At 72.9% G+C, this 21526-nt stretch carries 20 protein-coding genes and 1 pseudogene; 15 read left to right on the top strand and 6 right to left on the bottom strand.

Annotated features, from left to right (window positions below; translation table 11 throughout):
* Window positions 1-125: 125 nt before the first annotated feature.
* Both ACFWU9_RS20415 and ACFWU9_RS20410 read right to left on the bottom strand, forming a co-directional pair.
* On the bottom strand, window positions 126-1502 hold the full coding sequence (locus ACFWU9_RS20415) for a deoxyguanosinetriphosphate triphosphohydrolase (protein WP_384320284.1): 1377 nt from the start codon (window positions 1500-1502) through the stop codon (window positions 126-128).
* Between the two features lie 20 nt (window positions 1503-1522).
* A pseudogene (locus ACFWU9_RS20410) lies at window positions 1523-2257 on the bottom strand (sirohydrochlorin chelatase); the annotation flags it as partial.
* Window positions 2258-2431: 174 nt separating this feature from the next.
* On the opposite strand from ACFWU9_RS20410, the gene ACFWU9_RS20405 reads away from it, so the two are divergent.
* The 4 genes from ACFWU9_RS20405 to ACFWU9_RS20390 all read left to right on the top strand — a co-directional run bounded on the left by ACFWU9_RS20405 (window position 2432) and on the right by ACFWU9_RS20390 (window position 6693).
* Window positions 2432-3169: a vancomycin high temperature exclusion protein gene (locus ACFWU9_RS20405; RefSeq protein ID WP_384320282.1), complete on the top strand. Its 738-nt coding sequence runs from the start codon at window positions 2432-2434 to the stop codon at window positions 3167-3169.
* Window positions 3170-3307: 138 nt separating this feature from the next.
* On the top strand, window positions 3308-5425 hold the full coding sequence (locus ACFWU9_RS20400; protein ID WP_384320280.1) for a molybdopterin oxidoreductase family protein: 2118 nt from the start codon (window positions 3308-3310) through the stop codon (window positions 5423-5425).
* 130 nt (window positions 5426-5555) lie between these two features.
* Window positions 5556-6158, top strand: a complete 603-nt coding sequence (locus tag ACFWU9_RS20395) for a TetR/AcrR family transcriptional regulator (protein WP_384320278.1) — start codon at window positions 5556-5558, stop codon at window positions 6156-6158.
* 142 nt (window positions 6159-6300) lie between these two features.
* Window positions 6301-6693 (top strand): ester cyclase, encoded by a 393-nt coding sequence (locus ACFWU9_RS20390; protein WP_384320276.1) that lies wholly within the window; start codon window positions 6301-6303, stop codon window positions 6691-6693.
* An 11-nt stretch (window positions 6694-6704) separates the two neighbouring features.
* On the opposite strand, the gene cutA is transcribed toward ACFWU9_RS20390, so the two are convergent.
* Both cutA and ACFWU9_RS20380 read right to left on the bottom strand, forming a co-directional pair.
* Window positions 6705-7037 carry a divalent-cation tolerance protein CutA gene (cutA, locus tag ACFWU9_RS20385; protein WP_384320274.1) on the bottom strand — a complete coding sequence of 111 codons (333 nt, stop codon included), beginning with the start codon at window positions 7035-7037 and terminating at the stop codon, window positions 6705-6707.
* A gap of 50 nt (window positions 7038-7087) precedes the next feature.
* The gene (locus ACFWU9_RS20380) at window positions 7088-7735 is read right to left on the bottom strand and encodes an NADPH-dependent FMN reductase (RefSeq protein WP_384320272.1); all 648 of its coding nucleotides are present in this window, start codon (window positions 7733-7735) and stop codon (window positions 7088-7090) included.
* A gap of 52 nt (window positions 7736-7787) precedes the next feature.
* On the opposite strand from ACFWU9_RS20380, the gene soxR reads away from it, so the two are divergent.
* The 4 genes from soxR to ACFWU9_RS20360 all read left to right on the top strand — a co-directional run bounded on the left by soxR (window position 7788) and on the right by ACFWU9_RS20360 (window position 10514).
* Window positions 7788-8243: a redox-sensitive transcriptional activator SoxR gene (gene soxR, locus ACFWU9_RS20375; RefSeq protein WP_384320270.1), complete on the top strand. Its 456-nt coding sequence runs from the start codon at window positions 7788-7790 to the stop codon at window positions 8241-8243.
* A 20-nt stretch (window positions 8244-8263) separates the two neighbouring features.
* Complete coding sequence (locus ACFWU9_RS20370; protein ID WP_384320268.1) at window positions 8264-9028, top strand: aminotransferase class IV; 765 nt, start codon at window positions 8264-8266, stop codon at window positions 9026-9028.
* Between the two features lie 221 nt (window positions 9029-9249).
* Window positions 9250-9771: a hypothetical protein gene (locus ACFWU9_RS20365; RefSeq protein WP_384320266.1), complete on the top strand. Its 522-nt coding sequence runs from the start codon at window positions 9250-9252 to the stop codon at window positions 9769-9771.
* 116 nt (window positions 9772-9887) lie between these two features.
* A complete protein-coding gene (locus ACFWU9_RS20360) occupies window positions 9888-10514 on the top strand; it encodes a class F sortase (protein ID WP_384320264.1) in 627 nt (208 codons plus the stop codon).
* Between the two features lie 51 nt (window positions 10515-10565).
* Here ACFWU9_RS20360 and ACFWU9_RS20355 read toward each other — a convergent pair whose 3' ends face one another.
* Window positions 10566-11345: a sulfite exporter TauE/SafE family protein gene (locus ACFWU9_RS20355; RefSeq protein ID WP_384320262.1), complete on the bottom strand. Its 780-nt coding sequence runs from the start codon at window positions 11343-11345 to the stop codon at window positions 10566-10568.
* Window positions 11346-11574: 229 nt separating this feature from the next.
* Between ACFWU9_RS20355 and ACFWU9_RS20350 the strand changes: the two genes are divergently transcribed.
* From ACFWU9_RS20350 to ACFWU9_RS20320, 7 genes are all read left to right on the top strand, one after another.
* The gene (locus ACFWU9_RS20350; RefSeq protein ID WP_384320260.1) at window positions 11575-12876 is read left to right on the top strand and encodes an NAD(P)/FAD-dependent oxidoreductase; all 1302 of its coding nucleotides are present in this window, start codon (window positions 11575-11577) and stop codon (window positions 12874-12876) included.
* 1 nt (window position 12877) lies between these two features.
* Window positions 12878-15421 carry a nitrite reductase large subunit NirB gene (nirB, locus tag ACFWU9_RS20345; RefSeq protein ID WP_384320258.1) on the top strand — a complete coding sequence of 848 codons (2544 nt, stop codon included), beginning with the start codon at window positions 12878-12880 and terminating at the stop codon, window positions 15419-15421.
* A gap of 14 nt (window positions 15422-15435) precedes the next feature.
* Complete coding sequence (gene nirD / locus ACFWU9_RS20340; RefSeq protein WP_384320460.1) at window positions 15436-15831, top strand: nitrite reductase small subunit NirD; 396 nt, start codon at window positions 15436-15438, stop codon at window positions 15829-15831.
* Between the two features lie 15 nt (window positions 15832-15846).
* Window positions 15847-16431 carry a TetR/AcrR family transcriptional regulator gene (locus ACFWU9_RS20335; RefSeq protein ID WP_384320256.1) on the top strand — a complete coding sequence of 195 codons (585 nt, stop codon included), beginning with the start codon at window positions 15847-15849 and terminating at the stop codon, window positions 16429-16431.
* Between the two features lie 198 nt (window positions 16432-16629).
* Complete coding sequence (locus ACFWU9_RS20330; RefSeq protein WP_384320254.1) at window positions 16630-18015, top strand: MFS transporter; 1386 nt, start codon at window positions 16630-16632, stop codon at window positions 18013-18015.
* An 81-nt stretch (window positions 18016-18096) separates the two neighbouring features.
* Window positions 18097-18858 (top strand): SDR family NAD(P)-dependent oxidoreductase, encoded by a 762-nt coding sequence (locus ACFWU9_RS20325; protein ID WP_384320252.1) that lies wholly within the window; start codon window positions 18097-18099, stop codon window positions 18856-18858.
* A 138-nt stretch (window positions 18859-18996) separates the two neighbouring features.
* Window positions 18997-20157 (top strand): alkaline phosphatase PhoX, encoded by a 1161-nt coding sequence (locus tag ACFWU9_RS20320; protein ID WP_384320250.1) that lies wholly within the window; start codon window positions 18997-18999, stop codon window positions 20155-20157.
* Between the two features lie 11 nt (window positions 20158-20168).
* On the opposite strand, the gene ACFWU9_RS20315 is transcribed toward ACFWU9_RS20320, so the two are convergent.
* Window positions 20169-21164, bottom strand: a complete 996-nt coding sequence (locus ACFWU9_RS20315) for an ArsR/SmtB family transcription factor (RefSeq protein ID WP_384320248.1) — start codon at window positions 21162-21164, stop codon at window positions 20169-20171.
* Window positions 21165-21526 lie beyond the last annotated feature (362 nt).

The following is a 21526-nucleotide window of genomic DNA, read 5'->3' as shown; positions in this document are numbered from 1 at the left end:
TGGTGCGGGGGCCCAGGTCGCGGCAGGTGGGGCGGTGTTCAGGTGCGTCCCTCATGTACGTCGTCACGTAGGTCGTCAGGCGTGTTCCCCGGGCGCGTATCCCTGGCGCGTGTCTCAGGGCGTCCTCATGTACGGCCGGTGAGCGCCGTGTGCAGGGAGCGCGCCGCCGCGTCCGTGAGCGAGGCGATCTGATCGACGATCACCCGCTTGCGGGCGCGGTCGTCGGGCGCCGTGTCGAAGAGCGCGCGGAACTGCGGGTCCAGCCCGTCGGGCGCGCGGGCGGTCAGCGTCCGGGCGAGTTCGGAGAGGACGATGCGCTGGTCCGCGCGGAGGGATTCCTGGTCGGCGCGCTGCATCACATAGCGGTGGGCGACGGCTTTCAGTACGGCGCACTCGTCGCGCGCCTCGCGCGGCACGACCAGCGAGGCGCCGTACCTGCTGAGCGGCCCCGTACCGTACTCCGCCCGGGTGGCGCTCTCCGCCGCGAGACAGAACCGGCCGATGAGCTGGCTGGTGGCGTCCTTGAGCCTGGCCTGGGCGACGGCCGTCCCGTCGTACCCGTGCGGCCACCACTCCTGGACCATGAGCCGGTCGAGCGCGTCGGCCAGCTGCGCCGGGTCGGTTCCGTGCGGTACGTAGCGGCCGATGGCGACCGCCCAGATCTCCGCGCGCTCGGACTCGGAGAGAAGCGTCCTCGGGTCGACATGGCCGGCGTGCAGGCCGTCCTCGAAGTCGTGCACCGAGTAGGCGACATCGTCGGACCAGTCCATCACCTGCGCCTCGAAGCAGGTGCGGTTCGGCGGTGCGCCGCGCCTGGCCCAGGCGAAGACCGGCAGGTCGTCCTCGTACACGCCGAACTTCACCGAGCCCGGGTCGGTGGGGTGGGCGCCCTGCGGCCAGGGGTACTTGGTCGCGGCGTCGAGGACGGCGCGGGTGAGGTTGAGGCCGACGCTGATGAGACGGGCGCCGCCGTCGGTATCGGCCTCCGCCTCGACGGCCGCCTCGGCGTGCGGCGCGGTGAGCGCGGCGGAGACCGAGTCGGCGCGGACGAAACGCTTCGGCTCGATTCGGGTGAGCAGCCGCAGCGACTGGGCGTTGCCCTCGAAGCCGCCGCAGTCCTTCGCGAAGTCGTTGAGGACCTGTTCGCCGTTGTGGCCGAAGGGCGGATGGCCCATGTCGTGCGAGAGGCACGCCGTCTCGACGAGATCAGGGTCGCAGCCGAGCGCGGCGCCGAGTTCACGGCCGACCTGGGCGCACTCCAGGGAGTGGGTCAGCCGGGTGCGCGGGCTGGCGTCCCACTCCTGGCTCTGTGAGCCGGGGGTCACGACCTGGGTCTTGCCGGCGAGCCGGCGCAGGGCGGAGGAGTGCAGGACACGCGCGCGGTCGCGCTGGAAGGCGGTGCGGCCGGGACGCTTGTCGGGCTCGGCCGAGTAGCGCTCGTGGTCCGCCGGCTGGTAGACGCTGTCGGGACTGCGGTCGTGAGGTGCGGGGATGCCTTCCATGCACCGAAGGTAACCGGCGGGGCGGCGAGGCGAGAGCGCGCCTCGTCGTAGCGGTGGAGCAGGAGGCGGGCCAGCTGCGGGTGGGCGCCGAGCGGGGCGGCGGTGATCCAGGGGGCATGGGCCGCCGCGCGGGTGGCGAAGTGGCCGGGCGCGGTGAAGTACGACGCGAGCGCGACGCGGGTCCGCCCCCGCGCGATCAGCTCCCTTACGGCGTCGGGGACGGTGGGGGCGGCGGCCGAGGCGTACGCGGGGACGACCGGCACCCCGCCGAGGCGGGCGCTCAGCAGCTCCGCCGTCCGGCGTGCTGCGGCGGCCGAGCGCGGGTCGCGCGATCCGGCGGCGGCGAGGACGACTCCGCTGTCGTGAGCGCGGTGCGGTTCGTCTCGCCAGCCGGCCTCCACGAGGCGCGCCCGCAGGGTCTCGACCAGCAGCGGGTGCGGGCCGAGGGGCGCGGCGATCGTGGTCCGGAGCCGGGGCGCGGAGGCGGCGGCGCGCGGCAGGTCGTGGGTGACGTGGTGGCCGGGGCCGAGCAGCAGGGGTACGAGTACGGCCCGGCCGCTTCCCAAGGAGGCGAGCGTCTCGGCCAGAGACGGGCGCTCGATCTCGATGTGCCCGAGCCGGACGGCGATACCGGGCCGCCGCTCCTCGATCTGTCGCAGCAGGGCCCTGACGGTGCGCAGGGCGCGTGGGTCACGGCTGCCGTGGGCGACGACGACAAGGGTGGGGGCGGCGGCGGGGCCGGAGGGCTCGTCCATGGGCCGATCCTGCGGGGCTGACGTTGCCGGGTGGTTGCGGGGTGTGTCGCGGAGGTTTTCGGGGTCCTCACAGGTGCGAGGGGGGCGCTGCGAACTCTTCGGCGGCGCCGGACGTCTAACGGGGTACGGGTGCGGGCCGGGAGCCGGACCGTACGGAACGGATGACGGGGGCTCATGTTCACGCCGAAGATGCCACGGCTGCGGATGCCGAGGGTGCGCGTGCCACGGCTGCGCGTGCCACGGCCGCGGATGCCGAGGACGCGACGGGGGCGGCGGCTCGCCGTGCAGGCCGTGATGCTCGGGTGTGTGGTGGGGCTGACGCCCTCGACGTGGATGTACGCGACGGCAGATGCCCATGTCCGTACGGTCGCGGATGTGCCGGAGCACGAGGTCGCCGTCGTGTTCGGGGCCGGGCTGCGCGGCGAGGCGCCGACACCGTATCTGGCGCACCGGCTCGACGCGGCCGTCGAGCTGTACGAGCGAGGCAAGGTGAAGGTCGTCCTGGTCACCGGTGACAACAGCCGGGAGGAGTACGACGAGCCGGACGCCATGCGGACGTATCTGACGGCGCGTGGGGTGCCGGACGACCGGATAGTCAGCGACTACGCGGGCTTCGACACCTGGGACTCCTGCGTCCGGGCGAAGAAGATCTTCGGGGTGGAGCGGGCGGTGCTGGTGACGCAGGGCTTCCATGTACGGCGCGCGGTCGCGCTCTGCCGGGCGGCGGGCGTCGACTCGTACGGCGTCGGGGTCGCCGAGCGGCACGACGTGACCTGGTACTACGGCGGGGTGCGGGAGTTGGCGGCGGCGGGGAAGGCGGCACTGGACGCGGTGACCCGGCCCGATCCGCACTTCCTCGGTCCGGTCGAGACCGGGGTGAGCGAGGCGCTGGCGGGCGGCGGCCGGCCCTGAGCCGAGCCCGCCCGCCCGGTCGTGACGGGCCGCTCGCAGGCGCCCTCACAGCGCGGGGCGGACGGACGGGAGGCGCGCGTGTCGGGGGCGTAACCGCGTACGGCCGGGGCCGTAACACCCGGAACGCACGCTGGCGCCATGACCGATGCCGCTGTCCCGACCCACTGTCCGTACTGCGCGTTGCAGTGCGGGATGAGCCTGCGGCGTACGGAGGACGGGGACCCGGCCGTCGAGGTGGTCGAGCGCGCCGACTTCCCCGTCAACCGGGGCGCGCTGTGCGGCAAGGGGCGTACGGCCCCGGCCGTGCTGTCGTCAGGGGTACGTCTCACCGAACCGCTCGTCCGACGGCCGGGGAGCGGCGCGCTCGAACCCGCCACCTGGGACGAGGCCCTCGGCGCGGTCGCCGACGGGCTGAGGCGGACACGGGCGGACCGGGGGCCGGACGCGGTGGGCGTCTTCGGCGGCGGCGGGCTGACGAACGAGAAGGCGTACGCGCTGGGCAAGTTCGCGCGTGTCGTGCTCGGGACCTCACAGATCGACTACAACGGGCGTTTCTGCATGTCGTCGGCCGCCGCCGCGCACCAGAGGGCGTTCGGGCTCGACCGGGGGCTGCCGTTCCCGCTGGCGGACATCGCGCGGACGGGGTGCGTCGTGCTGGTCGGTTCGAATCTGGCCGAGACGATGCCGCCGGCTCTGCGCTATCTGACCGAACTGCGCGAGAACGGCGGCACGTTGATCGTCGTCGACCCGCGCAGGACCAGGACGGCCGAACAGGCGGATCTCCATCTGGCGCCCCGGCCCGGTACGGATCTGGCGCTGGCGCTGGGCCTGTTGCACCTGGTGGTGGCGGGGGGCCGCACGGACGAGGCGTTCGTACGGGAGCGTACGGCCGGCTGGCCGGAGGCCAGGGCGGCGGCGATGGCGCACTGGCCGGAGCATGTCGAACGGATCACCGGGGTGCCCGTGCCGCAACTGCGCGAGGCCGTCGGCCTGTTCTGCGACGCGCCGACGAGCATGGTGCTCACGGCGCGCGGGCCCGAGCAGCACTCCAAGGGCACGGACACGGTGGGGGCCTGGATCAACCTCTGTCTCGCGACGGGGCGGGCGGGCCGGCCGCTGTCCGGCTACGGCTGTCTCACCGGTCAGGGCAATGGGCAGGGCGGGCGTGAACACGGCCAGAAGGCCGACCAGTTGCCGGGCTACCGGAAGCTGACCGACCCTGCCGCGCGGGAGCATGTGGCCCGGGTGTGGGGCGTGGACCCCGACACGCTGCCGGGGCCGGGGCGCAGCGCGTACGAACTGCTCGACGCGCTCGGCGGTGACGTGCGGGCGCTGCTGCTGATGGGCTCGAACCCGGTCGTCTCGGCGCCGCGCGCCGCGCACATCGAGGGGCGGCTGCGGTCGCTGGACTTCCTGGCCGTGGCGGACGTGGTGCTCTCGGAGACGGCGGCGCTCGCGGATGTGGTGCTGCCGGTGGCGCAGTGGGCGGAGGAGACCGGGACCACGACGAACCTGGAGGGGCGGGTGCTCCTGCGGCGGCGCGCGCTCACCCCGCCGCCCGGGGTACGGACCGATCTCCAGGTGCTGCACGGACTGGCGGGGCTGCTGGGCCACGAGAAGGGTTTTCCGGCCGATCCGGAGGAGGTCTTCGACGAACTGCGCAGGGCCTCGGCGGGCGGCCCGGCGGACTACTCGGGGATCACCTACCGGCGGATCGTGGCGGAGGACGGGGTGTTCTGGCCGTGCCCGGGGGACGGCGAGGCCGCGGGAAGCGACGTGGGGGCGGAAAGCGATGTGGAGGCGGGGACGCCGAGGCTCTTCCTCGACCGGTTCGCGACCGACGACGGGCGGGCCCGTTTCGTACCCGTCGTCCACCGGCCGGCCGCCGAGGAGACGGACGCGGAGTATCCGGTGCTGCTCACGACGGGGCGGGTCGTCTCGCAGTACCAGTCGGGTGCCCAGACCCGGCGCGTACCCGAACTGAACGCCGCCGCGCCGGGCCCCTTCGTCGAACTGCACCCGCGACTCGCCGCGCGCGTCGGGGCGGCGGAGGGCGACCGGCTCGCCGTGGTCTCCCGGCGCGGCCGGGCGGTCGCGCCGGCCCGGATCACCACGGCGATCCGCGCGGACACGGTCTTCATGCCGTTCCACTGGCCGGGCGAGGGCCGCGCGAACAATCTGACGAACCCGGCGCTCGACCCGACGTCCGGGATGCCGGAGTTCAAGGTCTGCGCGGTCCGCGTCGAACGGGCATGAGATCCGGGGGAAGAGATCCGGCGCGGGGTCCGGCACGAGATCCGGTGTGACATCCGGCGTCCGGCCGACGCGGTCGGAGAGCGCGGCCAGTTCTGGATTACTGAATCCAGAATCTGTTATCATCTCCCCCATGGGTAGGCCACGATCCTTCGACGAGACCGCCGTGCTCGACGCGGCGGCGGCCGAGTTCCGGCTGCACGGCTTCGCCGACACCTCGACGGAGCAGCTCTGCGAGGCCGCGGGCGTGCGGCGCAGCAGCCTGTACAACGCCTTCACCTCCAAGGAGGAGCTGTTCGTCCGAGCCCTGGAGAGGTACGTGACGGTGTTCCGCGAACGCCGGGCGCAGGTGCTCGCCGACGCCCCGCCCAGTGGGGCCGAGCGGCTCCGCGCCCTCATGGAGGGCGTCGTCGAGGAGGAACGCGCGGCGCGCGAGCAGGGGCACGCGGCCGGATGCATGGTCGTGCACAGCAGGATGACCCCGGGCCTGCGCGAGCGGGACGAGCGCGTGGCCCGCATCCTCGACCGGGACCAGCGCGAGCTGGTGGACCTCCTGGAGGGAGTGATCCAGGGCGGGCGTCTCGACGGCAGCGTCCGGGCGGATGCCGACCCGCGCGAGGGAGCCCTGCTGGTCGCGACGGTCATCTCCGGGCTGCGCGTGACCGCACAGTCCGGGGTCGAGCCCGGACTGCTGCGGCAGATCGCGCTCAACGGCCTGCACTCACTCCTCGGCTGAGGACGGGCACCCCGGCCGTGGCGGGTATCCGTCCGCCCAAATTTTGGATTCCACGATACAGAAAAATGCCGACGGCGTTCGCCGGCTCACCTCACCACCGTCCGAGTACAGCCCCGGCATGCGGGGCGAGAGAGGGGCAGCCATGTCCGACACCAACCTGCGCGAGTTCTACGGGCGTTACATCGAGGCGCTCAACGCGCACGAGTTCCACCGCATGGACGAGTTCGTCCACGAGTCCATCGTCATGCACAGCGAGCCCAGCTCCCGCGCGGCCCTCGTCGCCCAGCTGCACAGCATCACCGACGCGGTCCCCGACTTCCACTGGGAGACCCAGGAGATCGCCGTGAACGGCGAGAGCCTCGCCGCCCGACTGCTCAACACCGGTACCCCCACCGAGGAATGGCTCGGAGTGCCCCCCAGCGGAGGGCGGTTCGAGATCGTCGAGTACGCCGTCTACCGGGTCCGCGAGGGCAGGTTCCTCCACATGTCCGCCGTCCACGACGCGGACACCCTGCGCAAGCAGCTCGCGGGCTGACCCGGCCGGACCTACGGGCGCTCCGCCGTCTCGGCCCTCAGCCACGCGAGGTACGGCGCGTTCCCCCGTACCACCGGAACAGCCAGGATCTCCGGTGTGTCGTAGTCGTGCGCCTCCGTCAGACGGGCCTCAAGTGCCTCGTAACAGGCCGCCGTCGTCTTGAAGAGCACCTGCCACTCCTCGGCCGTCTCGATCTCGCCCTGCCAGTGGTACACGGACATGACCGGCGCCGAGATCTGGGCGCATGCCGCGAGCCTCGCCTCCACCGCGCCCCGGGCCAGGGCCTCCGCCTTCGTGGCGCTGTCGGTCGTGGTGAGTACGGTCAGGAACTCGGTTCCGGTCATGTGCGTGGCTCCTTCATTCGGACGGGCTCCCAGGATCGCTCAGGCCTCCGTCAACCCGCGTACGAACGCGTCGACTTGGCGTCCCGCAGGGCCAGGCCCCACCACGCGAGCTGGTCGAGCATGGAGGCCGCCGCCGCGTCGGCGCCGGCCGGTTCACGGTGTCTGCCGTCGTCGTCGAAGAGCGCGCCGGCGTTGTGGAAGGAGACCGTGTCGCGTACGGACACGGCGTGCAGTTCGGCGAAGACCTGGCGCAGATGCTCCACGGCGCGCAGGCCCCCGGAGATCCCGCCGTAGGAGACGAACCCGACCGGCTTGGCCTGCCACTCCCGGAAGTGCCAGTCGATCAGGGCCTTGAGCGACGCGGGGTAGGAGTGGTTGTACTCGGGGGTGATGACGACGAACGCGTCCGCCTCGGCCAGCCGGTGGGTGATCCGGGCGAGCTGGTCGCGGACCGGGGCGGACGGTTTGAAGGAGAGGGCGGTCGGCAGCTCGGAGTCGGCGAGGTCGATCAGGTCGACGGTGAAGTCGGGGCGGTCCGCCGCCCGGGAGACGAACCAGTCGGAGACGACCGGCCCGAACCGCCCATGGCGGTTGCTGCCCAGGATCACGGCGAGCCTGAGGGGCGCCGGGGATTCCGGTGCGGTCTCGGCGGCTTTCGGAGGAGCTTCGGTCTCGGCGTCGAGCGTGGTGGTGTCCATGCGTCGAGCCTGGTACCTGAACCAAGGTTCAGGTCAAGCTACGCTCTCGGGCATGTCCCAACTCGCCTGGAACGCCAAGGAAGCCACCGTCGGCGAACTGGCCGAACGCAGTGGCGTCGCCCCCTCCGCCCTCCGTTTCTACGAGCGCGAGGGTCTGATCACCAGCCGCCGCACCTCCGGGAACCAGCGCCGCTACAGCCGCGACACCCTCCGGCGTGTCGCCTTCATCCGCACCTCGCAGCGGCTCGGCATCCCCCTCGCCATGATCCGCGACGTGCTCGCCCTGCTGCCGGCGCGGAGCACACCGACGGAGGCGGACTGGGCCCGGATCTCGGAGTGCTGGAACAGGCATCTGGAGGACAGGATCCGCACCCTCCAGCGGCTGCGTGACAACCTCGCCGACTGCATCGGCTGCGGCTGTCTCTCGCTGGAGCGCTGCGCCCTGTCCAACCCCGGCGACGAGTTGGCCTCGCACGGCGCCGGACCCCGCAGACTGATCGAGGAGTGAGCGGTCATACGGTGGGGCCCATGGCAGCTTTCGAGATTGTCGAGGTCAACGGCGCGCCCGCGACGGAGGCCGCGCTGCGGGTTCCCGCGCTCAACAACTACGGGCACTTCACCGCGATGCAGATCAGGGGCGGCCGGGTCCGGGGACGGGATCTCCATCTCGCCCGGCTCGATTCGGCCACCCGTGAACTGTTCGGCGCGGGCCTGGACGGGGAGCGTGTACGGGACCTGCTCCGGCACGCGCTCGGTGAGATCACCGACGCCTCCGCCCGTGTCTATGTGCACTGGCCGGACGGCGAGACGCAGGCGCGGGTGATGGTCACCGTCAGGCCGCCGCAGACCAAGGCCGACCGGCCGCACGGCCTGATGTCCGTGCCGTACGCCCGCCCGGTCCCCCACATCAAGCATCTGGGCGGTTTCGGACAGACCCACTATCTGTTGGCCGCCGAGCGCGCGGGCTTCGACGAGGCGCTGCTGACCGCGCCCGGCGGGCTGGTGACGGAGGGGGCCATCACCAACGTCGCGTTCTGGGACGGCACGTCCGTGGTCTGGCCAAAGGCGCCCTCGCTGCTGGGGATCACGATGGCGCTGCTGGAGCCCCGGCTGCCCTCCGTACGGCGGCCGGTGACGCTGGCCGACCTGCCCTCGTACGCGTCGGCGTTCCTCACGAACTCTCAAGGCTTCGCCCCCGTGGGCCGGATCGACGACGTGGAGTTCACGGTCGACCGGGAGCTGATGGCCACGGTGAGGGCGGCGTACGAATCGGTGGAGTGGGACGCGATCTGAGCGGCCGACGGCACCACGCCGCAGGATCTCACCCATTCGGCACGACGGCCGACCCGGCGTGTCCCACTCCCGGCCGCACGGCTCTGACCTGCTGAAACTCCGGCAGGCAAGCGGGACACGCCGCACGGACGGAGTCAATCTGATCCTCCATCAGCAGGCGTGCGCGGCGGGCGGCGCCTTACCTCGGAAGAGACGAGAACCGCGCCGCCCCGGAGGACACCATGCGCACCACCGCCCGCCTGCTGACCGGTACCGCGCTGGTGGCCTTCTCCTTCGGAGTCTGTCTCGGGGGCGCCACCGGCGCGTCCGCGGGCGACCGGGGTGAGCTGGACCTGTACCCCTCGACCTCCGCGCCCGGCGGAACCGTCACCGTCAACACCACCGCGTGCGGGAAGAACGGCCACGGCAGGGGCGACGCGAGTTCCCTCAGCGCGGGAGAGTTCCTTCTGCGGCCGGGCGACTACAAGGACATCGCCGTCGGACAGTTCCGGGTGCCCGAGAACACCCGGGCCGGCGGCTACGGCATCTTCGTACGCTGCGAGAACGGCCGGGAGGCGCGTGGCGCTCTGACCGTCGAGCACCACGTCCGGCATCAGCCGTCCGGCCATGTGAAGACGGGGGTCGGCGGCAGCGTCGGGCCCGACACCACCCAGATCGCGGCGGGTGCGGCCTTGCTGGCCGCGGCCGCCGTCGGCGGGACCCGGCTCCTGCGCCGCCGGGCGAGCGGCGCGCAGGACAGCTGACGGGCCGCGGCCTCCACCGCTCCCGTGACCGCCGTGGCCCCCGCCTCCGTCATGCTCATCGCTGCCGGGGGCGGGGGAACGACTTCCGGAGGACCCATGTGCGCGAGGGCCGGTCGATGAACGCCAGAGGCAAGGCCTGGCTGCTGGCGGGCGCCGCGTGCGCCGGGGTGTGGCTCGTCCAGAACGGCTCCCGGAACATCACCCCGCCGATCCCCTCGGCCGCCCAGGCGTTCGCCGCCGGGCCCGGCTTCCACACGGACGCCGCCGCCGACCCGATGCCGGCCTCCTCGCCCGTACGGCTTCGCATACCCGGGATCGGCGTCGACGCGCCCGTCATCCGGCTGGGGCTGGCGAAGGACGGCGGCCTGGACGTGCCGCCGGCCGAGAACGGTGATGCGGCGGGCTGGTACGAGCGCGGCACCACCCCGGGCGCCAAGGGCACCGCCATCCTCGCGGGCCATGTGGACAACGCGCGCGGCCCGGCCGTCTTCTACAGTCTGGGCACCCTGGTGAAGGGACAGCGGATCGAGGTCACCCGCGAGGACGGGCGCACCGGCGTCTTCACGGTCGACGCGGTCGAGGTGTACGACAACGAGGACTTCCCCGACCGGAAGGTCTACGGGAAGGCCGACCGGGCCGAGCTTCGGGTGATCACCTGTGGCGGCGGATTCTCCGAGAAGACCGGCTACCGGGGCAACGTCGTGACGTACGCCCATCTCATCGGTGTCCGGGGGCCCCGCTGAGGCGTGCGGCGGTACGTGTGGCGCTCAGGCGTGCGCCGGCAGGTGTGGTGCTCAGGCCGTCCACTGGTCGAAGGCGAGCTTCGCGACCAGCGAGAACACCACGACGAGCAGCACACCGCGGACGAACTCGCTGCCCTTCCTGAGCGCCGTCCGGGCGCCGAACATCCCGCCCGCCAGGTTGAACACCGCCATCAGCGCGGCCAGTCGCCACATCACGGTGCCCTGGTGGGCGAACATCGCGAGCGCCCCGCCGTTGGTGCAGACGTTGACGATCTTGGCGGTGGCGGAGGCCGTGACCAGGTCGAGGTGGAGCACGGCGGTCAGCGCCAGTACGAGGAACGTGCCCGTGCCGGGACCGAACAGCCCGTCGTAGAAGCCGATCCCGCCGCCGACGAGGACGATCGCGGTGAGGTGCCGGCCCCGGGTCGGGGGCTCTCCCGTCCGCGCCGTGCCGAACGAGGGGCGCAGCATCACGAAGGCGGCGACGGCGAGCAGCACGACCATGATCACGGGGCGCAGGACGTCGCTGCTGATCCCGGCGGCGAAGAACGCCCCGGCCATGGAGCCCGCGAGCGCCATCAGCCCGATCCGTACGGCGCTCCTCACATCCACCGGCGCCTTGCGCAGATAGGTCACGGCGGCGCCGCTGGTGCCGACGATCGCCACGGCCTTGTTCGTACCGAGGATGTGCGCGGCGGGGACGTGCGGCAGACCGAGCAGCATCGCGGGCAGGAGCAGCAGTCCGCCGCCGCCGACCACGGCGTCGATCCAGCCCGCGGCGGCTGCCGCGAGGCAGAGGACGATGAGCGTGGTCAGCGATATGTCGGGCATGATCGCGAGCCTATGGGACAGGGTCGTTGTCCCTCACACCGATATCGGTGGAGGTGGCGTACGCCACGTCCGCGCATACCTGCGCGGGGGCCACGCCATGTTGGCGGGTACGGGTACGCCCCGGGCCCGTCCGGCCTCACATCCGGCACGGGCCCGTGCTGAGGGCAGTGTTCCGAGCGGGAAACAGCGGTGGTGCCGCCGGGTAACACCGGCCGCGCAGTCTGCGGGCATGGCTGCTGACGGTGGGGCGACGAAGATCGTGGTGATCGGCGGGGGCACGGCCGGGGTACGGCTGGCCCAGCGCCTCGCCGCCTCCCCTTCCCCTTCCCCTTCCTCTTCCCCCGCGACGAGGGTCACCCTGCTCGGCGAGGAGAGCCACGCGCCGTACAACCGCGTGCTGCTGGCGGACGTACTCGCCGGGCGCTACGCCCCCGAGGTGATCGCCCTGCCGCCGGTGCCCGGCACCGAGCGGCGCGGTGTCCGGGCGGTGCGGATCGACCGCGCCGGCCGGAGTGTGCGGTGCGACGACGGGGGTGTCGTCCCGTACGACCGGCTGGTGCTGGCGACCGGCTCGAACCCCGTCCTGCCGCCGCTGCGCGGGCTCCGGGGCCCGGATCGCCACCGGCTGCCGGAGGGGGTGCACGCCTTCCGGACCATGGACGACTGTCTGGCCCTGTCGGCGGCGGTACGGCCGGGGGCCCGGGCCGTCGTCGTGGGCGGCGGGCTGCTCGGGGTCTCCGCGGCACGCGCGCTGGCCGACCGGGGCGCGCGGGTCGTGCTCGCACAGCAGGGCGAGTACCTGATGGAACGTCAACTCGACCGCGCTGGCTCGCTGTTGCTGAGGGCCCGGCTGGAGTCGTGGGGTGTGGAGGTCCACACGGAGTGCCGCGTACGCGGGGTCGTCCGCACCGACGACGGCGCCGGGGTGGCGGCCGTCGAACTCGCCGACGGCTTCCTGCTCGAAGCCGAACTCGCCGTCCTGGCCTGCGGTGTACGCCCCCGTACCGGTCTCGCCCAGGCCGCCGGGCTCGATGTCGGGCGCGGCGTCGTCGTGGACGACGAGCTGCGGACCTCGGACCCGTACATCCACGCGATCGGCGACTGCGCGGAGCACCGCGGCCGCTCGTACGGACTCGCGGGCGCCGCGCTGGAACAGGCCGACGTACTGGCCCGGCTGCTCACGGCGGACCCCGGCGCCGAGGCCCCCGGACCGCGCTACACCGGCACCCGCTCACTGACCCGCCTCACCCTCACCGCCCTCGGCGAGCGCGCGCCCGAAGGCCCGCTCCCGCTCGACCTCGCCGCCTTCGGCGAGACGACGCCCCTGCCGGGCGACGACGTCGTCCAGTTGACCGATGCCACCCGCGGCGCCTACCGCAAGGTCGTCGTCCGCGGCGACCGGCTCGTCGGCGGGGTGCTCCTCGGCGACCTGACCGCGGTCGGCGCGCTCGCCCGCACCTGGGAGGACGACGAACCGCTGCCGCCCACCGGCCCGCCGCTCCATCTGCTCACTTCCGACGGAGGCTGCTGAGATGCCCGACACAACGTCCCGCCCCACCATCGTGGTCGTCGGCCACGGCATGGTCGGCCAGCGGTTCCTGGAAGCCCTCGCCGAGCACGGCACGACCGGCCGGGCGCGGATCGTGGTCCTCTGCGAGGAGCCGCGCCCCGCCTACGACCGGGTCGGGCTGACCTCGTACTTCTCCGGCCGCACGCCCGCCGAACTCTCCCTGGTCGAGCCCGGTTTCATGGCCCGGCACGGGATCGAGCTGTATCTGGACGCCCCGGCCGAGACCGTCGACCGCTCCTCCCGCACGGTCACCTCGCGCGCCGGGCTGACGTTCACGTACGACACGCTCGTGCTGGCGACCGGCTCGTACCCGTATCTGCCGCCCGTGCCGGGCAAGGACGCGACCGGCTGTTTCGTCTACCGCACGATCGAGGACCTGCTCGCGATCGAGGAGTACGCGAAGAAGGCCGGGACCGGCACCGTGGTGGGCGGCGGCCTGCTCGGCCTGGAGGCGGCGGGCGCGTTGCAGGGCCTCGAACTCGACACCCACATCGTGGAGTTCGCACCGCGCCTGATGCCCGTCCAGGTGGACGACGGCGGCGGGGCGGCCCTGCTGCGCACGATCGAGGGCATGGGGCTGACCGTCCACACCGGCGTCGGCACACAGGAGGTGCTGACGGACGCGGCGGGCGCGGTCACCGGTATGGCGCTGTCCGACGGTTCGGTCCTGGAGACCGATCTCGTGGTCTTCTCGGCGGGCGTACGGCCCCGGGACCGGCTGGCGCGCGAGGCGGGGCTGCGGGTCGGCGAGCGGGGCGGTGTCGCGGTGGACGGACGGTGCCGTACGTCCGACCCGCGGATCTTCGCCATCGGCGAGTGCGCGCTCACGGCGGACGGGAGGGTGTACGGGCTGGTGGCGCCGGGCTACGAGATGGCGCGGACGGCGGCGGACGCGATCGCCGAGGTCACCGAGGGCGCGCGTGAGTTCACCGGGGCCGATCTGTCCACGAAGCTCAAGCTGCTGGGGGTGGACGTGGCGTCGTTCGGTGACGCGCACGGCGCCTCCCCCGGCTGCCTCGACGTCGTGTACGCGGACTCCCGCTCGGGGGTCTACAAGAAGGTCGTCGTCGGCGCGGACGGCACGCTGCTCGGCGGGGTGTTGGTGGGTGACGCCGACGCGTACGGGATGCTGCGCCCGCTGACCGGCTCCGTACCGCCCGTACCGCCGGAACAGCTCGTCCTGCCGCCGGGGGCCGGGACACCGGCCGCGCTCGGTCCGGCGTCGCTGCCCGACAGCGCCGTGATCTGCAGCTGCCACCATGTGACGAAGGGCGCGATCACCGCCTGCGCGACGCTGCCCGAGGTGAAGAGGTCCACCAAGGCCGGTACGGGCTGCGGCAGTTGTGTGAAGGTGATCGGCCGGCTCCTGCCCACGGCGGGTGACGGCGGACTGTGCGGCTGCTTCCCTCACACGCGCGGCGAGTTGTACGAGATCGTGCGGACCCTGCGGGTGACCTCGTACGCCTCGCTGCTCGACTCGCACGGCCGCGAGGGCGCGCGCGGCGGCGACGGCTGCGAGATCTGCAAGCCGGCCGTCGCCTCGATCATCGCCTCGCTCGCGCCGACGCTGGGGCTGAGCGGCCATGTCCTGGACGGCGAACAGGCCGCGCTCCAGGACACGAACGACCACTTCCTCGCCAACTTGCAGCGCAACGGCTCGTATTCGATCGTGCCGCGCATCCCCGGCGGCGAGATCACACCGGAGAGACTGATCGTGATCGGCGAGGTGGCCCGGGACTTCGGGCTGTACACGAAGATCACCGGTGGCCAGCGCATCGATCTGTTCGGCGCGCGGGTCGATCAACTGCCGCGTATCTGGGCGCGGTTGGTGGCGGCGGGCTTCGAGTCGGGGCACGCGTACGGCAAGGCTCTGCGCACGGTGAAGTCCTGTGTCGGCCGGACGTGGTGCCGTTACGGGGTGCAGGACTCGGTGCGGATGGCCATCGATCTGGAGCTGCGCTACCGGGGGCTGCGCGCGCCGCACAAACTCAAGTCGGCCGTCTCGGGGTGCGCCCGGGAGTGCGCGGAGGCGCGCGGCAAGGACTTCGGGGTCATCGCCACGGCGGAGGGCTGGAACCTCTATGTGGGCGGCAACGGGGGCGCCGAGCCGCGCCACGCGGATCTGCTGGCGCGGGATCTGGACGACGAGTCGCTGGTGCGGCTGATCGACCGCTTCCTGATGTTCTACATCCGTACCGCCGACCGGCTGGAGCGCACCTCGGCGTGGCTGGGCCGGATCGAGGGCGGCCTGGACCATGTGCGGGACGTGGTGGTGAACGACTCGCTGGGGCTCTGCGACGAGCTGGAGAGGCTGATGGCCGACCATGTGACCGGCTACCGCGACGAGTGGGCCGAGACGCTGGAGGACCCGGAGCGGCTGCGCCGTTTCGTCTCCTTCGTCAACGCGCCGGACGCGCCGGATCCGACGGTGCGGTTCGTGCCGGAGCGCGACCAGATGAAGCCGGATCTGACGTTCCTGACGCTGGAGGGGGTCTCCGCCCGATGAACCCGACGACGACGATGACACCGACGACCGGTACCGGGCGGGCACGCCCGGGCCGGCGCCCCGTCCTTCAACTGCGGCTCGGCGACGTCTGGTTGCCGATCTGCGAGCGGTCCGCGCTGATTCCGGGCCGTGGGGTGGCCGCGCTGCTGCCGGACGGCCGGCAGGCCGCGCTCTTCCTGGACCGGGCGGGCCGCAGCTACGCGATCGACAACCGCGACCCGTACTCCGGCGCCCAGGTGCTGTCGCGGGGGCTGACCGGCACCAGGGACGGCCGCGTCTTCGTGGCGTCACCGCTGCTCAAGCAGTGCTTCGACCTGGAGACCGGGCGGTGTCTGGACGACGACTCGGTGGCGGTGACGGTCTATGCCTCACGCCTCACCGACTCAATATTGACCGATCGTTCTGAATAGGCCTAGAGTTCGGGCGTGGCCAGGACCAAGGAATTCGATCCGGACGCCGCGCTCCAGTCGGCACTTGAGCTGTTCTGGCGGCGCGGCTACGGGGCGACGTCGATGGCGGACCTCGTCGAGCACCTCGGCATCGGGCGCGCCAGCATCTACGCGACGTTCGGCAACAAGCACGAGCTGTATCTGAAGGCGCTCGACCGGTACGGGGAGTCGCACGACCCGCCACTGCTCGACGCCCTGTCGAGGCCGGGCGCCGCGCTGCCCGCGGTACGGGACGTGGTACGGGGGTTCGCCGCCGAGGCCGCCGCCGAGCCGGGGCGGGAGAAGGGCTGCTTCGTGACCAACACGGCCGCCGAACTCGGGCCGCACGACCGGGAGGCGGCCCGCCGGGTCGAGCTGAGCTGGCAGCACATCGAGACGCTGATGCACGCGGCCCTGGTCCGGGCGCGGAACCAGGGGGAGCTGCCCCGGGACCGCGATCCGCGCGCGCTGGCGCGGATGCTGCTCGTACTGATGCAGGGCATACGGGTGGTCGGCAAGAACTCGCAGGACCCGGCGCGGGTACGGGACGCGGCCGAGCAGGCGCTGAGCCTGCTGGACTGACCGCGGCGGACCGACCGCAGGCGGACGTCCCGCACCCGAGCGAGCGCACCCGACCGAGCGCACCCGCACCCGCACCGGGACGCACCGGAACGCACCGGTCGGCGCGTTCCGCACGTCACACCGCTCACATGGCCCGCAGGGGGCCGGCTTTCGGCTGCCCTTATAACAGAACGATCGGTCAAGAAAACGGGGGAAGGTATGACGACCGCGAGCACCACCGGCCCGAGTGCGGCGCGCGGCGCCGACGGGGCCGCGCCCGTGCGGACCGCCCCCGCCTTCGCGCTCCTCGGCACGGTCCAGGCCACCCTGATCTTCACGCTCGCCGCCCTCGCCGTCCCCCTGCCCGCCATCGGGCGGGAGTTCGCCCTCGACCGGTCCCAACTGATCCTGCTCAGCGCCTCGTACGGACTGACCTTCGCCGGGCTGCTGCTCCTCGGCGGCCGGCTCGCCGACCGTTACGGCGGACGGCGCGCCCTCACCGCCGGACTGCTCGTCTTCGCCCTCGCGTCGGCCGGTGCCCCGCTCGCGCCCGGATACGAGGCACTGCTCGCCGGCCGCTTCGCCCAGGGCGCCGGCGCGGCACTGGTCGCGCCCGCCGCGATGAACGTGCTGCGTACGGTGTTCGCCGAGCCCGCCGCCCACGACAGAGCCATGGCGACCTGGGGCGGGCTCTCGGTGCTCGGGGCCACCGCGGGCAACCTCGGCTCCGGCGTCGTCTCCGCCCTGCTGTCCTGGCGCTGGAGCTTCGCCGTACCACTCCTGGTGGCGGGCGCCGCCCTGGCGCTGGCGCCCCGGCTGCTGCCCGCCACCCCGCCCGGCGCGGACCGCTCGCTGGATCTGCAGGGTGCCGTCCTCGCCACCGGCGGGACCGTCCTGGCCAGCTACGGACTCGTCCTCACCGACGCCCACCCGTGGGGCTCCTCCCCGGTGCTCGTACCGCTGGCGGCCGGGGCCGTGCTCGGCGCGGCGTTCCTCTTCGCCGAGCGACGTGCCCGCGACCCTCTGCTGCCGCCGCGCTTCGTCCGCGACCGGCGGCGGGCGACGGGGCTCGCCGCCATCGCGCTGACGGCGGCGGGCACGTCGACGACGTTCGTCCTGCTGTCACTCCATCTCCAGCAGGGGCGCGGCTACTCGCCGTTGGAGACCTCGGCCGCGTTCACGCCGTTCGCCGCCGCCCTGCTGGTGTCGGGGCGGGCCGCCGGGCCGCTGATCGCCCGGTACGGGGCCTCCCGCGTCACGGTCCTCGGGCTGGCGACGGGCGGGGCCGGGCTCGCGCTGCTGGGCGCGACAGGCGTGGGCGCGGGCTCCGTGCCGTACGCCTACGGGCTGCTGCCCGGCCTCGTGCTGCTGCCGGCCGGCGCCGCCGCGTCCTTCGCGGGGGCCGCGGTGCTCGCGACCGCCGGGGTCCCCGACCGGCAGACGGGGCTGGCGGGCGGTGTCCTCAACACGGCCATGGAGCTGGGGCCGACGGTGCTGTTCGCCGCGCTGCTGGCCCTCGGGAGCGACGGTGTGTCGCTCGCGGCGACGGCGGGCGCCTTCGTCGCGCTCTCGTGCGTCACGGCAGCCCTGGCGGCCCCCCGCTGACCACCCCCGCCCCGCGCCACCGAAGAACCACGACGACCACCACTCCGCACACACCGTCACCACCCCACAAGGGAGCCATCCATGTCCGCTCGCTTCACCGACAAGACCGTTCTCGTCACCGGCGCCGGTTCCGGCATAGGCCGCGCCGTCGCCGTGGCGTTCGCGGCCGAGGGCGCCAGGCTCGTCCTCGCCGGGCGCGGCGCCGCGCCGCTGGAGGAGACCCGGGCCCTGCTCGCGGCGCGGGGCCGCGACTCGCTCGTCGTCACCACCGACGTCTCACGCGCGGAGGACGTACGGGCACTCGTACGGACCTCGGTCGAGCGCTTCGGACGGCTCGACGTCGCCGTCAACAACGCGGGGATCTTCCGGGGCGGGGCGCCCCTCGCGGACCTCCCCGTCGAGGACTGGCAGGCGCTGCTCGACATCAACGTCACGGGCGTCCTGCACTGCCTCCAGGCCGAGATCGCCCAGATGCGGGCCGACGGCGGCGGCGTCATCGTCAACGTCTCCTCCAACCTCGGCGCCCATATGCGCATCCCGAACGTGGCGGGCTATCTCACCTCCAAGGCGGCCGTCTCCACGCTGAGCCGCGCCGCCGCCCTGGACCACATCCGGGACGGTGTCCGGATCAACGCCGTCAGCCCCGGCGCCTCGGACACCACGATGTCGCTGCGGCCCGGCGAGACCCCGGCCGACCGGACCGCCCGGATGAAGGAGGAGTCGCCGCTCGGCCGGGTGTCGGCCACCGAGGAGGTGGCGGCGGCCGTGCTGTATCTGGCCTCGCCGGACGCGGCGTCGGTGGTGGGGACCGACCTCGTCGTCGACGGCGGCTCGGCGGCCTGACCCGCCGGTGCCGGGCACCGGGTGTTGGCCGTGGCGCGCGACCTACGCGCCGCGAAGTTCAGACGGTGGCCACCCGGTCGCACTAGGTTGTCGTGCGCACGCCACCTCACGCCCACCCCACCCCCATGGAGCGGTCCAGTGGAACGTCGCAATTTTCTGCGTGGAGCGGTCATCGGCACCTCCGCGGCCGCACTCGGCGGCACACTCTGGCGCGGCGCGGCCTACGCCGACCCCGCACAGCCCGGCGCGGGACCGTACGGCGCGCTCGGCTCCGCCGACGCGAACAACATCCGGCTGCCCGCCGGGTTCACGAGCAGGGTCGTCGCACGCTCCGGGCAGACCGTGCCCGGCACCTCGTACACCTGGCACAACGCCCCTGACGGCGGCGCCTGTTACGCCGACGGCAGCGGCTGGATCTATGTCTCCAACTCGGAGATCAACCCCTCCGGCGGCGCGGGCGCGGTCCGCTTCTCGGCGGCGGGCGCGATCACCGGCGCGTACCGGATCCTCTCCGGCACCCGGCAGAACTGCGCGGGTGGCAGCACCCCGTGGAACACCTGGCTGTCCTGCGAGGAGGTCACCCGGGGATACGTGTACGAGACCGACCCGTGGGGCGTGAAGGCGGCCGTACGGCGCGACGCGATGGGCCAGTTCAAGCACGAGGCGGCGGCGGCCGACCCGGTGCGCAGGGTGATCTATCTGACCGAGGACGAGACGAACGGGTGCTTCTACCGGTTCACGCCCACCACCTGGGGCGATCTCTCCTCCGGCACCCTCCAGGTGCTGCGGGCCGGCACCGCCACCTCGGGCTCGTTCACCTGGGCGACGGTGCCGGACCCGGACGGCTCGGGGACCCAGACCCGTGACCAGGTCTCCGGCGCCAAGCGGTTCAACGGCGGCGAGGGCTGCTACTACGCCGACGGCTCCGTGTGGTTCACCACCAAGGGCGACACCCGCGTCTGGCGGGTCGATCCGGCCGCCTCCACCTACGAGTTGGCGTACGACGACTCGCTCGTCAGCGGCGGCGGTGCCCCGCTGACCGGCGTCGACAACGTCGTGGGCTCCTCCTCCGGTGATCTGTTCGTCGCGGAGGACGGCGGGAACCTGGAGATCTGCGTGATCACTCCCGACGACGTCGTCGCGCCGTTCCTGCGGGTCGGCGGCCAGTCGGGCTCGGAGATCACCGGTCCGGCCTTCTCGCCGGACGGGAAGCGGCTGTACTTCTCCAGCCAGCGCGGTACGAGCGGCAGTTCGTCGGGCGGCATCACCTACGAGGTGACGGGGCCGTTCCGCGCGTAGGACGGCCGCCGCTACGGCTCGGGCACCTTCTGGGCGCCGCCGCGCAGCAGGGCGGCGCCCAGCGGTGTCAGCGTGTGCAGAACGGCGTTGCCGTGCCGCAGGGTCACCACGAGGCCCGCCTCGCGCAGGACGCACGCGTGCTGGCTGGCCGAGGCGAGTGAGACCCCGGCCCTGCGGGCGAGTTCGCTGGTGGTCGTGCCGTGCTCGATGGCGCTCAGGACGGCGGAGCGCGTACGGCCGACGAGCCGGCCGAGGGACGCCCCGGCGCCCCGGCCGCCGTGCCCCGACGCGACCGGGGTATCCACGTACGTGACGGGGTAGACGAGCACCGGCGGCAGCGCGGGGTCGCGGTGCACGACCGGGGTCACCCGGCAGAAGTACGACGGCTGGAGCAGCAACCCCCGCCCGTCGAGCCGCAGTTCGCGGTCGACCGGGTAGTCGGCCTCCAGGACCGGGGCACGCCAGCGGATCATCGGCGGGAGCGTGGCCAGCAGTTCGTCCGTACCGCCGTCGAGCAGGGCCCGGCCCCGGGCGACGCGGTCCGCCTCGGCGCGCGCCCTGATGTGCGGCCAGTACGGCTCCACGGCGGTGCGGTGGTACGCGCGCAGCGCCCCGGCGAGCCGGCCCAGTTCCGACCGGTCGCCCTCGCGGAGCGCGGCGGTCCGGACGGAGCGGGCGCGCGATCCGGAGGCGAGCAGGGCCAGTTCCGTGCCGACCCGCTCCTGCGGTGTCGCGCGCAGCGCCTCCAGCCCCTCCACGAGCCCGAATCGGCTCTCCGGGGGCGTCAGGAAATCCGGGAAATAGCCCCGGCGGGGCACCAGCGCGTTGAGCGGGCGTGTTTCACCCTTCAACCTCGCCCGCGCTTCCGCACGCCATTCCCCGAAAACGAGTGCGCCGCGCCGGTCCCGCAATCGGTGAAAGCTGAGAATCGTTTCCCACAACGGGTCGGGACCGGCGGCCATCCGGACCGCGCCGAGGTCTCTCCCCGTGAAATGAATTCGCAGCACCCATCCCCCACATGTTGCGTCCGCAATCGACACCAGCGATGAGTATGCACGCCATCACAGGCCGTCACCACGGAGTTTCAGCCACAGTTGAAACGCGTCGCGTGGTGCGGGTGCGAAACGAAAGGCTGTACCGGGTCGGGCGCGAAACCCGAACCACCGGAAAGGCGTGGCGAAGGCTGTGGGGGCTTTGCTCGCTCGGCGGCGGTCGGTGAGGGTCACGGCTCCGTGCCCGGCCTGAAAAACGGGGTGGGGGGGGCCGGGGGGGGGGCTGGGCGCCGCCCCCCCCCCCGTGTGCGGGCCCCCCCCCAACCCGGGGCGGGCGGGGGGTTGGAAAAATAAATAACAAACCCCACAACCCACCA

Source organism: Streptomyces sp. NPDC058653, from assembly GCF_042716895.1.
GTDB lineage: Bacteria > Actinomycetota > Actinomycetes > Streptomycetales > Streptomycetaceae > Streptomyces.
This window is presented reverse-complemented; position numbering and strand designations above follow the sequence as displayed.